The sequence below is a fragment of the Vibrio sp. NH-UV-68 genome (assembly GCF_042940635.1).
Taxonomy (GTDB): Bacteria; Pseudomonadota; Gammaproteobacteria; order Enterobacterales; family Vibrionaceae; genus Vibrio; species Vibrio pacinii.
Window position 1 is genome coordinate 1,636,180 of record NZ_CP134975.1, and the last position, 15,560, is coordinate 1,651,739.

Annotated in this window: 15 protein-coding genes; 2 read left to right on the forward strand and 13 right to left on the reverse strand. The window is 42.9% G+C overall.

Features of this window, described 5'->3' with window-relative positions; genetic code table 11:
- Positions 1 to 684: 684 nt before the first annotated feature.
- Positions 685 to 981, reverse strand: coding sequence for a Dabb family protein (locus tag ViNHUV68_RS07550; protein WP_391086992.1), 297 nt, complete (start codon positions 979 to 981; stop codon positions 685 to 687).
- A gap of 151 nt (positions 982 to 1,132) precedes the next feature.
- On the opposite strand from ViNHUV68_RS07550, the gene ViNHUV68_RS07555 reads away from it, so the two are divergent.
- Positions 1,133 to 2,332, forward strand: a complete 1,200-nt coding sequence (locus tag ViNHUV68_RS07555) for an IS4 family transposase (protein ID WP_391086986.1) — start codon at positions 1,133 to 1,135, stop codon at positions 2,330 to 2,332.
- A gap of 138 nt (positions 2,333 to 2,470) precedes the next feature.
- Here the strand turns inward: ViNHUV68_RS07555 and ViNHUV68_RS07560 are convergent, their stop codons facing one another.
- The 6 genes from ViNHUV68_RS07560 to ViNHUV68_RS07585 all read right to left on the reverse strand — a co-directional run bounded on the left by ViNHUV68_RS07560 (position 2,471) and on the right by ViNHUV68_RS07585 (position 7,295).
- Positions 2,471 to 2,869, reverse strand: coding sequence for a hypothetical protein (locus ViNHUV68_RS07560; RefSeq protein WP_321460055.1), 399 nt, complete (start codon positions 2,867 to 2,869; stop codon positions 2,471 to 2,473).
- A gap of 147 nt (positions 2,870 to 3,016) precedes the next feature.
- Entirely contained in the window at positions 3,017 to 3,472 is a 456-nt protein-coding gene (locus ViNHUV68_RS07565) for a hypothetical protein (protein ID WP_391086995.1), read from the reverse strand.
- Positions 3,473 to 3,619: 147 nt separating this feature from the next.
- The gene (locus ViNHUV68_RS07570; RefSeq protein ID WP_263138036.1) at positions 3,620 to 4,015 is read right to left on the reverse strand and encodes a DUF3465 domain-containing protein; all 396 of its coding nucleotides are present in this window, start codon (positions 4,013 to 4,015) and stop codon (positions 3,620 to 3,622) included.
- A 633-nt stretch (positions 4,016 to 4,648) separates the two neighbouring features.
- Entirely contained in the window at positions 4,649 to 5,608 is a 960-nt protein-coding gene (locus tag ViNHUV68_RS07575; protein WP_140210999.1) for a hypothetical protein, read from the reverse strand.
- Positions 5,609 to 6,290: 682 nt separating this feature from the next.
- Positions 6,291 to 6,893 carry a hypothetical protein gene (locus ViNHUV68_RS07580; protein WP_391086999.1) on the reverse strand — a complete coding sequence of 201 codons (603 nt, stop codon included), beginning with the start codon at positions 6,891 to 6,893 and terminating at the stop codon, positions 6,291 to 6,293.
- 111 nt (positions 6,894 to 7,004) lie between these two features.
- Positions 7,005 to 7,295 (reverse strand): hypothetical protein, encoded by a 291-nt coding sequence (locus ViNHUV68_RS07585; RefSeq protein WP_391087001.1) that lies wholly within the window; start codon positions 7,293 to 7,295, stop codon positions 7,005 to 7,007.
- Positions 7,296 to 8,010: 715 nt separating this feature from the next.
- Between ViNHUV68_RS07585 and ViNHUV68_RS07590 the strand changes: the two genes are divergently transcribed.
- Positions 8,011 to 8,187, forward strand: coding sequence for a DUF6435 family protein (locus tag ViNHUV68_RS07590; RefSeq protein ID WP_391087004.1), 177 nt, complete (start codon positions 8,011 to 8,013; stop codon positions 8,185 to 8,187).
- A gap of 116 nt (positions 8,188 to 8,303) precedes the next feature.
- Here the strand turns inward: ViNHUV68_RS07590 and ViNHUV68_RS07595 are convergent, their stop codons facing one another.
- The 6 genes from ViNHUV68_RS07595 to ViNHUV68_RS07620 all read right to left on the reverse strand — a co-directional run bounded on the left by ViNHUV68_RS07595 (position 8,304) and on the right by ViNHUV68_RS07620 (position 15,515).
- Positions 8,304 to 8,759: a GNAT family N-acetyltransferase gene (locus ViNHUV68_RS07595; RefSeq protein ID WP_391087006.1), complete on the reverse strand. Its 456-nt coding sequence runs from the start codon at positions 8,757 to 8,759 to the stop codon at positions 8,304 to 8,306.
- Between the two features lie 1,039 nt (positions 8,760 to 9,798).
- Positions 9,799 to 11,445 (reverse strand): UvrD-helicase domain-containing protein, encoded by a 1,647-nt coding sequence (locus ViNHUV68_RS07600; protein ID WP_391087009.1) that lies wholly within the window; start codon positions 11,443 to 11,445, stop codon positions 9,799 to 9,801.
- The gene (locus ViNHUV68_RS07605) at positions 11,442 to 13,367 is read right to left on the reverse strand and encodes an AAA family ATPase (RefSeq protein ID WP_391087012.1); all 1,926 of its coding nucleotides are present in this window, start codon (positions 13,365 to 13,367) and stop codon (positions 11,442 to 11,444) included. Before ViNHUV68_RS07605 ends, ViNHUV68_RS07600 begins: the two co-directional genes overlap by 4 nt.
- Positions 13,368 to 13,730: 363 nt before the next feature.
- On the reverse strand, positions 13,731 to 14,072 hold the full coding sequence (locus ViNHUV68_RS07610) for a hypothetical protein (RefSeq protein WP_391087014.1): 342 nt from the start codon (positions 14,070 to 14,072) through the stop codon (positions 13,731 to 13,733).
- On the reverse strand, positions 14,069 to 15,286 hold the full coding sequence (locus tag ViNHUV68_RS07615) for an Arm DNA-binding domain-containing protein (RefSeq protein WP_391087017.1): 1,218 nt from the start codon (positions 15,284 to 15,286) through the stop codon (positions 14,069 to 14,071). The genes ViNHUV68_RS07610 and ViNHUV68_RS07615 overlap by 4 nt, the downstream gene beginning before the upstream one ends.
- On the reverse strand, positions 15,279 to 15,515 hold the full coding sequence (locus tag ViNHUV68_RS07620) for a hypothetical protein (RefSeq protein WP_391087019.1): 237 nt from the start codon (positions 15,513 to 15,515) through the stop codon (positions 15,279 to 15,281). The genes ViNHUV68_RS07615 and ViNHUV68_RS07620 overlap by 8 nt, the downstream gene beginning before the upstream one ends.
- Positions 15,516 to 15,560 lie beyond the last annotated feature (45 nt).

Consider the following 15,560-nt stretch of genomic DNA (forward strand, 5'->3'; position numbering starts at 1 on the left):
AGCATATAACGCCCAATTAAGTAGCCCGAAACGCCCTGGCTAACCTTCCGCATTGCTCGGCAACACAAAAGCCAACGCAAACCAAAAGTGCCACGCGTTGAGGGTCTGCTTGAATTGTTTGTTATGCGAATTTACCTACCAAGCCAAGTTGGCAGTGGAAAGATTACCTCAGACACGATAAACCACAAACAAACCAAGCACTTTTTGTGATTCACTGAACAGCCGAAGTCGCTATGTTACAGACCAACTTCCCACAAGTAGCTAATGGTGAACTTCAGCGCATGACTTTGCTTTTGCTTCGAGAAAATCAACGAGGCGGCAGACCATCGAAGAAGAACCACCGATAAACTTGCCCTTGCCACACTTTGCACCAGCCAACCTCGCCACTAACCAACTCTGAAAACCAATGAGGCAACCCACGAAATCTGGCATGTTTTACGGCCTGAGTGATTCAAGAATTTAGGCCGACAATGCTAAATTGCCGACACCGAAAAACAAATGGCTAGAGAGAGCGAGAAAAAGAGATAGAGAAGATTTTTTGCTCAGTCGCATAACGCCCAATTAAGTAGCCCGAAACGCCCTGACTCACCTTCCGCATTACGCCGTAAACACCAAACCCGACGCAAACCAAAATCGCCGAGCGTTGAGGGTCTGCTTGAATTGCTTGTTAGCTGCGCTCTCAAATCAGAACGTATAATCAAATACAACGATATCCTCAAGCAAAGGTCTAAAAACTTGCTTCAACGCTTCGTGCTCAACATGCGGTAAATAGTTTTGACGCCCAGCTTCGTTTGCAAACGTCATTAAGACTGAATGCGTGTAACCTTTGTTTTTACCCTCAGGGCTATCGTTGACACCCCACTCGACAGACACAACACCCTCGACTTTTTCAGGCATAGCTTCGAATAACCCTTTAAGCTTTTCGATTTCCGAGAGCGGTGATGATTCTTTGAACTTGATTAATAATATGTGCCTAATCATTTTTTACTTCCTAGCTGCTAACGCCGCGTTCTTACGAATCCCCTCATAATTTCTATATAAAACAATGAGTAGACGCGCATCGCTCATTCTGATCTAATGAATTTCGCCAAAAACACACCTGATTAAATGGATTTAATAGGGAACCCTAACGATGCGCGATGTTCAAATTCTACAGCAAACACTCGAAAACCAATGCCCTGACATTCACAAAAAACGACTTAGATCTCTGATGCTTGCAACCAGAACGGTACTTGACGGCTCTGATCTCACCCTCACTAAAATTGGACGAGCTCTCGACACTGATACTACGGTGAAACATGCTATCAAACGTATCGACCGATTGCTTGGTAATCGCAATCTACACCGTGAAAAAGAGTCCATATATAAATGGCATGCGTCCTTTATTACCCGAGCCAATCCTTTTCCTGTGGTGCTTGTTGATTGGTCGGATGTTCGTGAGCAACTGCGCTATATGACATTACGCGCTTCGGTATCCGTTAAAGGTCGCGCCGTCACGCTTTATGAGCAGGCATTTGAGTACAAAAACTACAACTCACCCAAGAGCCATCAACACTTTCTCGATAAGCTTCAATCCCTACTCCCCCAAGGCTGCACCCCTATCATTATCTCCGACGCTGGCTTTAGAAATACGTGGTTCAGGCAAGTCGCCAACAAAGGTTGGTTCTGGCTTGGGCGTGTTCGGGGCGAAGTCTCGATTAAGTGTGGCGAGGGCTCTTGGCAATGGAATAAAACCTTTTATCCTCAAGCATCTGATAAGCCGCTGTTTTTAGGAGAAAGCCAACTTGCTAAGCGCTCACCGCTTAAGTGCTTTGCTTACTTATACAAGAGTCATTCCAAAGGCAGAAAAGCCCATCGGCATAGTCGAACCTGCCAGAAACACTCGGCTGGAAAAGTGTTCCATAAAGGAGCGAAAGAACCTTGGATTCTGGTCACTAACATCCCCAACCATGTACTTAACGGCATTAAAATTACCCGTTTATACGCCAAAAGAATGCAAATTGAAGAGTCGTTCCGAGATCTAAAAAGTCCAGCCTACGGGTTGGCGCTCCGCCATAACCGAACACGTTGCACCAAACGCATTGATATCTTGTTACTCATGGCATTGATGGCCGAAATCATCATGTGGTGGAATGGCTTAATCGCCATGCAAGCCAAATGGCATTATGACTTCCAAGCCAACACCATCAAGCACCGTCGTGTGCTCTCCATTCCTAGACTTGGTAAGGAAGTACGTTGCCACCGGAGATACCGAATACAAGAGTCCCAATATCATTGGGCAATGGTGGAATATCAGCGCCTCACGCATACCTGTGGGTTGGGGGAATTATGAGGGGATCCGCCAGCGCCGCGTTAAGGTGTGAGTAACGCAATACCGAAATTTCAGTACTGTTCCTTAAACACTAGAGCCAACGCATAACAAAAATGCCAAGCGTTACGAATCACTCTTAAACGCTTTGTTAGGTGTTGGTTATTCACCGACTTCTTGCTTTAATTTTTTAATATTCAATCGAGCCATTTCATCTTGCATCGGTTGGATCTTAGTATGCCAAGTTTTGAAACCATACCACAGCATATAAATACCACCGGCAATCATTCCGCCGATTGCGATTAGGAATATAAACTTGTTACGGACTGCAACATCTAATTTTTTATCTAAAACTTGAAATGTAGCTTCTTGCACCAGCGTCCGTGCTTCAACTGGGATGTTCTTAAGCGTGTGATATTCGATAATTACATCATAAACAAGGCTGTTCGTTGATTGGTTAACATAGATGATGGAACCCAAGCCAAATATAACAAGCAATAACCCAAACAAAGCATAAAATTTATATATATTATCCGTTGGTAAAGGGATCCTACTTTCCATTGAATTGTCCTTATTTCCGTGAAAACACCTAACGCCGCGTTAAGTAGTGAGCAACGCCGCCGCCAAACCTAAACCATTGTGCCGTATACACTTAAGCCAAAGCAAACCAAAAATGCCAAGCGTTGCGAATCTGTCTTAAACGCTTTGTTATGTGCGTTCTTTTTTCACACTCTCTACAACTTGCTCGGTTTGATTAAGTAGCTCTGACTTTATGGTTACACCCAGAGTAAAAATAGAAACAATAGCAGCTAAAACAGCGACATAAAGTGATGTTTTAAAGCGACTATGATCATTTGAAAGATCTGCGACGATTGATGATAGCATAGGGAAATTAATGCAATGCTTGTCTTTTCCTACAGATAGGTTGAACAAATAGTTTGTCACTCCATCTGCATTGTCGTGCTGATACTTTGGATTCAGGTGATAATAGAGACGACCAAATACGAGATCACCTTCCATATGGAAGTGTTTGGCGATATGATCTACATCGATTGGCACATAGATTTTTGTTTCTCTATTTTTAGCTGTCTCATATGCTAAATAATCTTCCATATAATGATTCAAAATGAATTCTAGTATTTTTAAATCTGTTGGTATTTTCATTTTTCCTCGCTAGCACATAACGCCCAATTAAGGGGTGAGCAACGCTACCACCCAACCTAATGCATTGTACTGTAAGCACTAAAATTGAAGTAGAAGCAAAATGCCAAGCGTTGGGAATCCCTCTTAAATTGTTTGTTATGTGAATTTTTACTCGTACTTTTTACCGTTGTGCTTTAACCAACCATGCGGATGTTTATTGTTAGGATCGTGGTGTGTCCAGTGCATTACACCACCCTTTTTAGTCCATTCATATTCACCGTAAAACTGAACTCGATCGCCTACTCTTAAGTTAGGAATCCTCGGCGCAAGATCTATATTGTGAGCAACAAGTAGGGTTTGTTTACTATTCAGTCTTATGATGAATTTTTGATGTCGACTTCCATCATTGTCATCGGGTAACAAACGAATTACAGTGCCTACCCCCTGAACTTGAAGGTCACTTTGATGATTTTCATATGCCTGTTTCAATTTGTGATCATTGGCTTGCGCACAAACTGAAATCAGGCACAAGGCTGCCACAAATATTGCTAAAAACTTCTTCATATACTCAAATACCTTGGATTCACATAACGCCCAATTAAGTAGTGAGCAACGCTGCCACCTACCTAGACCATTGTGCCGTAAACACTAAAACTGATTCAAACCAAAAATGCCGAGCGTTGCGAATCTGCTTAAATTGTTTGTTAGTTGCCTACTCAAAGACTTTACTTTGAAATTCATTGAGACTTTGCAAACACTGCCTTTACGCACTTTGAAAAGACCAAGTCAGGCGCAGTTTCAAAGCGACTATCACTGAAACCACTTGGAATTAACAACACCGCAGAAAACAGACTTTGCACACCAAAGGACTCTTTTGGAAAGACTAAGCAACAGAGCTAACCTTCAACGAACGAATCAGTTTCTGGAACAAAGAGCCCAGCGACACATCAACCAGAACTACACTATCACCGATTCGAAAAGCTAGAAGGTGAAACACGAAAACCTAGCCACTAGCACACTAACATTAGCCCTAAACTTGCTGATTTAGTTACTTTTTCTTCATTGGCAACTAACGCCCAATTAAGGTGTGAGGCACGCAATGCCGATGCTTCCGCATACCACCTTAATCACTAAAAACAACGCATAGTAAAAATGCCACGCGTGCCGAATCACTCTTAAATTGTTTGTTAGGCAAATTTAGCACGACTCGGCTTCCAACTGTTCAAAGTATTCTTGGTAAAAGCTTTGCTTAATATCTTCATGAATTCTGGCAACTTCAGAAATGTAATCGATATCCGGATTATAAGCCTTTAACACTTCTCGGCGAATACTCCAGTAACCATATTTTGCATCAGGGTGCTTCTTTGCCAACTCAAAATCTTTGACAATTTTTTCGCAACCCAACACTACACTTTCTTGATCGTTTATGTATTTATCTGTCGTTACTTGCATGATGCCGAGTGTCTTTGCGAACCCGAGATAGAAAAGTACGTTTTCGACTATTCGGTATGCTTTAGGTCGATTGAAGTTTTCATAAATCAGAACAGCGTAAACTAAACTTTCCTGATCTTGGCTTTCAACAATGCTTTTGATGGTTTCTCCATACAATTGGCTATAAGTTTGATAAACACTTGAAAGGTAATTTCTTTTACGTCTTTTAGTGCTTTCTTCTGAAAGCCGCACTGAATTACACGTGTGGTAAATAAAACCGATAACCCCCAACCACAAAGCATTGCCAATGTCTTTCGGTTCAGGAAAGAAGAAAGACTTATCCAAAATCAAGTTTGCGTAAACATAATATGAAGCTCCAACTGAAAGGAGTATATATGCTATTTGCATTCCCCAATTTAGCAGCCTAGCTCGACCAGTCAATATATTGAACCCTAACCGAAATACAGCATGGTAAACAACAACCATATAAATATCAGTAACGACCCAATCCTGTTTAGCAACATAACATGCAGCGGATACCAATGTTATAAAAACTACCGGCGCAAAAGAGCGATATAGAAAGTTAAATGCAGGTGCTTCATCTGTTTTTACAAAGACCGACATTTGAATATAACCAGCATTAATGGAGTGCTTTCCAATCCAGTTCATGCACAAAAACAAAACCATTGCTAAAATTGCATGAATAAAAAACAATTCTATGTTCATTTATCTACCTATTTGCCTAACGCCCAATTAAGTAGCCCGAAACGCACTGGCTAACTTTCCGCACTGCTCGGCAACACCAAACCCGACGCAAACCAAAATCGCCGAGCGTTGAGGGTCTGCTTGAATTGTTTGTTATGTTTTACCACAAATGACTGATTTATTTGGTAAAGAACTGCATTGTTGACCACGTTTCAAGAAGTCAGTCACACGCCAAAACTCACTTGGCCGCCAGAGGCACGAAACACGAAGCGCGTAATTCCACTTCCCTGCCCAATGAGGCAACCCGACTTAGCTTCAACAAGCGCCCTCTCTTTCCAACCAAAGCGCAGAACAATGGCAAATTGCCGAGGCAACTGCCAAGCCGAGATGCTAACTGACAAATATGCTGGAAGCGACTTAGAGCCAGTGAGATTTGAAACCAACCGCCACGACCTGAAAATGAAGCAACCCACGAATATTGACATGTTTTACGGGTTGAGAAATTCACGAAATTGGGCCGACAATGCAGATTTGCTGAGGCAACTCGGACGAACTGCCAAAGGGACAAAGAACAGAGATCGAAGAGTTTTTAAGCCATTGAAATACAAGTAAACATAACGCCGCATTAAGGTGTGAGCGACGCTTGGCTATACTTGAGCGAAGCGAAAACGCCAAGCGTTGCGAATCACTCTTAAATGCTTTGTTAGCTGAATTTCTCAAACGGTTTTAGAAGACCATTTCGTTCATTTAGTAAAGCATGACGCTCTTCTTCTGAAACAAGATTCAAAATAAGCGATATTTCTATAAACCTTGTATGAGCTTCTCTAAAAAGCTCAGATTCAAAACAACTTTCAATCCAATGCAGTTCCTCACCACTGATGCTGTGAAATACTTCCACAGGTAAATAATCACAGTGTTCAGGGTCAGCAAAGCCTGGTGTTTGTTCTATACCAAATGGACCGATATTATTACCGAAAAGCCACGGTAAAAGGTACACATTAGATAGCATCGTTGCTGCTAATTCATACGTTGCCTTTTCTGTTTTACCCAAACGATGAGACAAAATTGAGCGACATAACATCTGGATTGGTTCGCCAATATCGTCTGGAAATTGAGAGTCATACCATTCCATGTATTCTTCTGCTTTCTTCAAGTCATTGAGCACAAGCAGCAACGGAAATATTAAGTACCTTTTCCCGTAACCATCCGAGATGGCACCATACTCTCTAAGCTCACGGTTAAGCCCAGATTTGTAGCTTGAAATCTTAGCTCGAATTTTCTTTTCTGTATCTGGAACTGTAAACATACTCAAATCTCGTTCTATTAAGCTAACGCCGCATTAAGGTGTGAGCAGCGCTTGGCTATACTTGAGCGAAGCGAAAATGCCAAGCGTTGCGAATCACTCTTAAATGCTTTGTTATGAATTTTTACATTTTATACGCATAGACACTGACTGAGTTGAGGCGAAAACGTTCGGATTATAGTTTGGGTCGACTTTTCCTGTCGCAGGATTGACCACATCGTATCCTTTTCCATCACACACTTTTTCGGCTTTTTCTTTCACTTCTTCAAAAACTGTTGCTCTATCTTTAAGCACTGTAGCATGCCCGATAATAACAATTGAGCCGTCATCTTGATCCCAAACATTGAACGCTGTACAACCAGTAAGTCCAATTGCAAGTACCACTAACAAGATATTTCTAGCCATAATTTTTCCTTATATGTTGTGTTTAAACTTGTAAATTCATAACGCCGCGTTAAGTAGTGAGCAACACTACCACCTAACCTAAACCATTGTGCCGTAAACACTAAATTCAAAGCAAACCGAAAATGCCCAACGTTGCGAATCTGCCTTAAACGCCTTGTTAGTTGCCATTCTAAACCTCTGATTTCCAGTTCATTACCATTTTGCCAACACCGTTTTCGAGCGCGTTGAAAAACTCAAATCAGGCGCAGTGTTAAAGCGCCTGTCACTGAAACCACTTGGGACTAGCAACGCCGTAGAAAACTGACTAAAAGCACCAAAAAGACCTTTTGGAAAGACAATCTCACAAAGCTGATTTTCAACGAGTACATTCGCGTCTGAAACGGGAAAACAAAGCCACAATAATAAAAATCGAACACAATTTCATCAAACCACACACCCAGACACAAAACAGAGCAAAATTGCACGATTCATTAGCCCTAAGTTTTCCGATTTAGCTACGTTTTTACCGCTGGCAACTAACGCCCAATTAAGTAGCCCGAAACGCCCTGACTTACTTTCCGCATTCCTCGGCAACACAAAACTCGACGCAAACAAAAATCGGCGAGCGTTGAGGGTCTGCTTGAATTGCTTGTTAGGTTTGTAGTCACAACCTCCCTTTGAATGAACTTTTGCTGTAAATATACGTAGTACTTGCTTCAACATTAAGGAGTTATTCATGTTTTCTTTTTTCAAAAGCAACCCAGCCAAAAAACTCAAAAAGCGACACTCAACGTTACTTGAGCAAGCGATGCATGCCCAGAGAAAAGGTGACATACGAACTTACTCTCAATTAACAGCTGAAGCAGAAGAAGTTTTCAAGCAAATCCAGGAAATTAGTACTTCGAAAACCTAACGCCGCGTTAAGTGGTGAGCAACGCAGACCACCACACCTAAACCATTGTGCCGTAAACACTAAAGCTGAATCAAACCGAAAATGCCAAGCGTTGAGAATCCGTCTTAAACGCTTTGTTATGAGGCAACTTGAAGCGACAAAGAAAGGAAGTTTTCATCGCTTTCAGTCATCTTATAGCCAAGAGATTTGTAAAACCTTACCGCTGACTCGTTTCTAGTAAAACTTGATAAGGTTACATGACTACGCCCTTGCTCTCGCGCCATTTCGTGAACCACATTCATTACCCTTCCACCAAGTTGCTGATTCTGAAATTCTGGAAACACAATGAGTAAATGTACATGAAATGCGTTTTCGTAAGGCTTGAAGCATAGCATTCCAACTTGCGTGTTATTGAGATAAACCCAGTGAAACCAATGCGGCTCGTAGTCATTTTTTAAACGATTGACTTGGAACTCATCACACCAGCCAAAGACGGCATCAACATGCGAATAAAGCCCCTGTTTCACAACAGAGAACAGACTTTCAAACTCATCATTTTCTATTTGTATTAGTTGAATATCCATATGCCTCATAACGCCCAATTAAGTAGCCCGAAACGCCCTGGCTAACCTTCCGCATTGCGCCGTAAACACCAAACCCGACGCAAACCAAAAATGCCGAGCGTTGAGGGTCTGCTTGAATTGTTTGTTATGTTTTACCACAAACGACTGATTTATTTGGCAAAGAACTGCTTTGTTGAACGCATTTCAAGAAGTGAATCACAAGCTCGTACTCACTTGGCCGCCAAATGCACGAAACACCAAGCGAGTAAGTCCACTTCCCTGCCCAATGAGGCAACCCGACTTTACTTCAACAAGCGCCCTCTCTTTCCAACCAAAGCGCAAGACAATGGCAAATTGCCGAGGCAACTGCCAAATTGAAATACTGCTTGGCAAAGAACCTAAAAGCGACTTAGAGCCAATGAGATTTGAAGCCAACCTCCACGACCTGCAAATGAAGCAACCCACGAATATTGGCATGTTTTACTGGCTGAGAAATTCACGAATTTAGGCCGACAATACAGATTTGCTGAGGCAACTCGGACGAATGGCTAAAGGGACAAAGAACAGAGATCGAAGAATTTTTAAGCCATTGAAATTCAAGTAAACATAACGCTTATTAGACGACAAACTGTCGTCTTTGAACCTTCAATGTTGCAACATCTCTCACATGCGCTCAACTGATAATCAATAAGTTATACCACACGAAGATGAACTAAAATGCAAGATGTCGCTTAACAACGGGGATGCTCCGCCATCAACTCAATCGGATAATTTTTAGTAGGACTAAAAAACCATTAACAAGATATGAATGAGTATAGGTCTATCCAAAATTGGAGCAAAATGAATCAGCTTAGATCAAGAGGACTCGAGAATGAACACAAGCGTGTTAGGACTTTTGCTCTAACGAAGGCATTTCAGATTACCAAAAGTATGGAAAAGCTCTAAACCTGTGGCCAGTTTTACTTGACCACACGTATCACCTAACTGTAATTCCGACAATAGTTCAAAGCCTAAGCTTGCAAGCATTGATAGTCGAATTAGATGTTTAACCTGACCTAACTAGGAATGGCTATACGTAGCCAAAATATTCGACTTGAGGAGTTCGTGCTATATCCCACCTCCTATGATAATCAGCAGGCCTATCTCGCTCTTTTGCGTATGTAAGAACTAGGCGACGCTTGGCACGGGATACACCAACAAAGAAAGCACACCGATTAGCATCTGGATCCCCAAAGAATATTTCGTTCTCAACGGCCATAATTATCGTTGAGTCGAACTCCAATCCTTTACTCTTATGGATCGTCAGAATACGCACAGCCTGATCATCAGAGAAACGAGTCAAGGCTTGAGGCAAATCGGGGGTAAGTTCAAGTAATTCTTCAATGTGCGCTTTGGTATCTCTCACAACTTCACTTAACCTAGCATGTGACTCATAGTCAGGCGAGAGAGCAACAAGAGTCTCCATTCCTATTTTCTTCAGAAAGCTACACACAGAATCCCACCATCCCGAAAACGGCTCATCCAACAGCTCGGTCATGGTGATGATTTTTCTCTGCTCCTTGAAGAAGCGTTGGAAACTTTGCCTAGCGCTAGACTGCACCTCATCATCAGCGAAGGGAATCAATTGATTCATAAGCCGAATCCAAGCTTTGGGCTCTCGCTGGCCATAGAGGCAGGACAAATAGTCAACAACGAGCCTCGCGGCAGGTTCAACAGTAATATCCTGCATCTCCTGCTCGTTCCGGTACGGTATTCCCCTAACTTCCAATGCCGTCATCAAGTGGTTGGCATAAAGATCTAGTTGTTTGGACACTAAGACGGCGATTTCGGACAACGGAACCTTTTCATTTCTTATCCACCCGGCAATCAAATCGGCCAAATACTCAGCTTCCCCCTGTGCATTCTCGAATTGCCACGCGAAAACCTCTCCCTCCTCACCAGCAAGTTGGTGATCTGGCATAACGGAAGCTGGATCAAGCACACGAATTATCTCGTTCTGCATCCGAAGCAGGCGTGGTTTTGAACGAAAGTTTCGGTACATGTTTAGTGGTACAGCTGAAAAATCCTTAGCGAAAGTTTGGAAAATTCCGTCCAAAGCTCCTGCCCATCCCATGATTTTCTGCTTGGTGTCACCGACAGCGGTAAGACGAATGCTTGTGCTTTGGAAAGCTACCTTAACGAGTTCATATTGCTGATCCGTGCAGTCTTGGAATTCATCCAAGAAAACATCGCTGTAAGTTTGGCGTATGGCATTTCTTGCGACAGCAGAGGCCTTGAGAATTTGAATTGCTAGCGGCACAAGATCATGAAATGTAATTTGCCTTCTTGTGACTTTTCTTTCGCCAATCGAATAATCCATATCCAGAGCATTATTACCAGTAAGTACTACTCGGAAGCGATCAATAATACGCTTTGCAAACGCATGAAATGTGTAGCTATCAAAACGGGAAGCCAATTCTTGTCCACAGCGTCGCTGGATTCGCTCCTTCAAGTTTTTGCTGGCGTCAACTTTGAAAGAAATAGCGAGTATTCTCTTCGGATAACGGCAGGTTCCGGTTCGGAGGAGGAAGTCAGCTCGCTGTGCAAGCATTTCCGTCTTGCCCGCTCCAGGCCCCGCAGTTAGTGCAAGACAGCGCGCTTGCTCCTTCGCAGCCAGCAGAGCATTGGGTTCAAGTGTTAGCCCATCCGAAGGCAACCATGCATCTACAGCAATCACTCGGGCAACTCCGCAAGCTTGGCTATCACGGCATCTGCAAGTCGTCCAAATGATTCTGGCATGTTCGCCAGCAATTCCTTGTTGCTCAGTTGAGCAAGAGCATCTATATGCGCAGCGGGCTTACTACCCAGTTTAAAAAGCTTGTGATACGTAGAGAAAAGATTTAACTCGTCTCCGCTGTATTGGTATGAGCCATGATGGCTCTTGCCCAAAACGGCTTTAATCGTAGACTCATCTGAAACCTCCCGCTGAACACCGTACGCATTAGGGAAAGCAAGAAGCATTGAAAAATCTAAATCCATTGGAAATGAGAAAAAAACACCACGTGTTTCCAGCTCTGAAAATACACTCTTAGTTCCGTTTTCAAAGAAATGATGTGTACGAACAGGTACTTTGTCATCATTCCAATCTGATAAAGAAAAAGTAGTTGGTAGTACCTTTTCAGGTTGATACAAACCAAGTTGGTTATTTACATACTTTATTCTTCCCCAGCCCGCTTGATATCTGCCCACATCTAAATCGAGAAGGGTTAAAAATGGGATTTGCAATGCCGATAAAAGGCGCCAAAAATGGTTAACGTGTCGTCCTCCTAAAGGTGCAATCGTCACCGCGGATTCGTCAACTGGTACACCCTTTGCACTGAAAATACGCGGTAATACAATTTCTTCGCTATCTCCTTCACCCAACACAACTACACGAGAGAAGTAGATCTCAGGGAATGCCTGGACAGCCTCGCGTACAAATTTGTGCGCTTCATCGGTTTTAGCGGGTAATTGGATTTTCTTAATTCTTGATTGCCGGGTTTCGGTAAGTCGAAGATATCGAATATGTTCCGGTTCAACACGTCGTAACATTGACGGGGCATGCGTAGCGATTAATGCCTGAGCATCCTGGTTGCTCGTCATGGCGCTCAGAGCGCTGACAATCCGCCCCAAATAGTGAGGCGATAGGCTGTTTTCTGGCTCCTCAAGGGCAATCAAAGTGAAGACTGGCGGACGCAATTTTTCTGGGTCAAAAGAGCCGTCATCACCGGCAAGGACAGCACGGCCAATTGCTTGAGATGAAAGAACCAATGACAGATAGAGCATCGATTTCTGGCCGTCACTGAGTCGGGAAAAATCGATAAGATGTTCGTCATGTCCAGGCGAGAATGATACAGACAAATGACGAAGCAACGCCTCGATTTCAGATGCCACAAAAGTAATCTTGGGATCTGTAAAGTAGCTACCTTTATGAAGGGTGCTCCATGTTTTCTTCAGGTGAGCACTAAAAGCATTGACCGATGGATTAGCAGCCAAACTCTCGCTAATCTGGTCGGTGAATCCTTTGACCTCTTCTCGTTCATTTTCCCAGTTAACAGCACGTAGCAATCGGCCAAGTAACGCGCTCGTTCCGTATGCAATGTGGTCAGTAGGATCTCTTCTTGCGGGAAGATAGTGGACTTGTATGTGATTTCGTTCTGATCTGGGAACGGATTCGGGATTTAGAGGTGAACCGTCCGGGTTAGCTTCAAGCACATACACAAAAGTCTCATCAATATCCCCATCCAGGCCCATAGTGGCACTTAGGCGATACCGTACCCTAGGAATTCCATCAGGATCATCAAGGCGCATGTGACTGAAATGGGGAGCAACGGTTGAGTTATCTTCTTCACCCTCTAACTCGGGGAACACGAAGTCCGCCTCAATCCATAGCTGCCTTTCTTCGGGCGCTTCTTGCTCATCGTGCGGGACATGGAAGTCTGAGCGCTGAATACGGCGTAATGATTGATCAAATGCAAACAGTCGGCACAGAGCCAGAAGTGCAGCAGTCTTACCTGAGCCGTTGGGGCCAATCAGATAAGTAATATCTGACAGTTCCAGTTCTGTTGGTTCTGCACCAAAACTTTGAAAATTTGATATCCGAATACTGTGCAGTTTCATCCTTGCCCCCAACTTCGAATTTATTTAATTACTTCTATATATCTGATAATTTGAATGACTTTCCATCTTTTAGCTCTACGATATTATCAGGCTCAGAACAAAACTGGTAAGGCCTGATTTCTATAGATACTCTGCAGCATTACTAAAATTTGGTCTATTAGTATGTATCACACTTAGCCAAAATTATGATGCTGACTCACAATGGGGCAGAAGTGAGTTGAACACTGTGGGTTAAACCTGCCCACAAAAAGATCCATCGGTAATCAAGATTTGCTACACGAAGTGACATTAGCGTACTCATGACGTAAAAACAAAAGCCGCACAATCATTCTTTGATGTGCGGCTTTTATTGAACATGAGACTTTAGATAAAATATCTTCGATTGACCTTAATGTCCGTATACAGTCGTTTTTGTGTTGAAGAGATCCTTGATTGCATTGCCTTTAACAGCCAAGCGGGGTTTCTTGCCTTGGAGCTGTTTTTACAGAAGTGCAGAGCCTTAAGTACACCAAGTGTTACTGCATGAACAAATTCATGCTCTTTTTTATGCTTGTTTGGCCACAGTTCCGTTCTTTGTTGAATCAATTCATACACATCATCATAAAACCAGTTAATCTCTTCATGAGATAACATGAGGAATTTTTCATCCTGCAGGATATCGCAGCATAGACTCGTGCAATGTACTGCTAATGGGGAATAAATCATAGCTTCCCTCTTCCACTACGATTGTTCTCAAGTAACTTTTCAAATGCACTACCATCTTGGCGAGTTAGGTTCGGTACAAACCGACTGTAGACTTCAAACAGCATCTTAGTTGTCGTATGCCCCATCTGCCGAGCTATCCACTCCGGAGCTTCACCTGCCGCGAGCCATAAGGTAGCGGCTGTGTGACGGGTTTCGTACGGGCGACGATAACCTACCCCCATTGCCTTTAAGGCTGGCTTCCAGACTCGTTCACGTACATTGCGTTTGTCTAATGGGTTTCCAGCAGCATTACTAAAGACAAATTCTTGCCCTACGCTAACGTTACGTTGTGACATAAGAGCGTCAAATACAATGGAAGACATCTGGATATCACGATGAGAACCCGTTGTTTTCGTTGTATCCATTCTGCCATGAACATAGGTTTCGCGAATCGAAATAGTACGACGCTCAAAATCAACATAGTCCCATTTAAGCCCGTCGATCTCGGAGGTTCTCATACCCGTGAAGAAGCGAACCTTAAAATAGTCAACGTATTCTGGTTTTACCACACGGAGGAACTGAACCACTTCATCAAGACTGAATGGGTTAACATCACGCTTCTCTACTCTGAGTTGTTTAATATTCTCAAATGGAGCTTTAAATTCGTAACGATCAGCAGCTTCATTCAATATCATTCTAAGTGGTGTCATAATGTGGTTGATAAAATCGGCCGATAATCTCTTACCATTTGCTTTGGGTTTCACTAGCGATGCGCGATATTTCAGGATATCTGGACGCGTAATTTTATCGACAGATAACTCCCCAAACTGAGGAATGAGATATGAGCCAAGGTAAATACGCATACTGTCCTTGTAACTTTCTTTCCACCGCACTTCGTTTTCTTCATACCACTCCTGAGCAAAGTCATCAAAACGGATCGTAGAAATCCCTTGAAGTTGACTAGCAGCTACTTCGTAGTTCACTAGCATTTCGGATTTTTGCCTCTTAGCAATCGCGTCCTGTTTAGCGAAGCGAACAGCTTTTGGCGAGCCTGGGAAACACTCCGCATACACAAAACAACCTAGCCGAATGTCAGCTTCAATTTGATTCAGTAACTTTTGCAGCTTACGACGGTTAGCTTGAGAATCAGAAAGTGCTGTTTGTTCTCTACAACGAACTCCTTGATATCTGAAATCAATGAACAGCTTTTCTCTACGTACATTGATACTACCCATTACACACTCTCCCACCCGCCATCGGGATGTAGGCAACATTTCTGCAGGCAGAGCGGTATAAATCGACTTCGATCTCTTCCCAAATGTACAAAATTTTTCTACCATTGAACGGTCGAATGTAGTGTTTACCTTCGATGAATACAGAGTCTCGCAATGTCGAATTGATATAGTTGGCGCTAAATTTGATGCGACTTGCGAGCTCTTTAGTAGTTAATAGTGTTTGGTCCATACGACCCCTCTCTGTTTCCTAACAAGATACATTATTCAATATAAC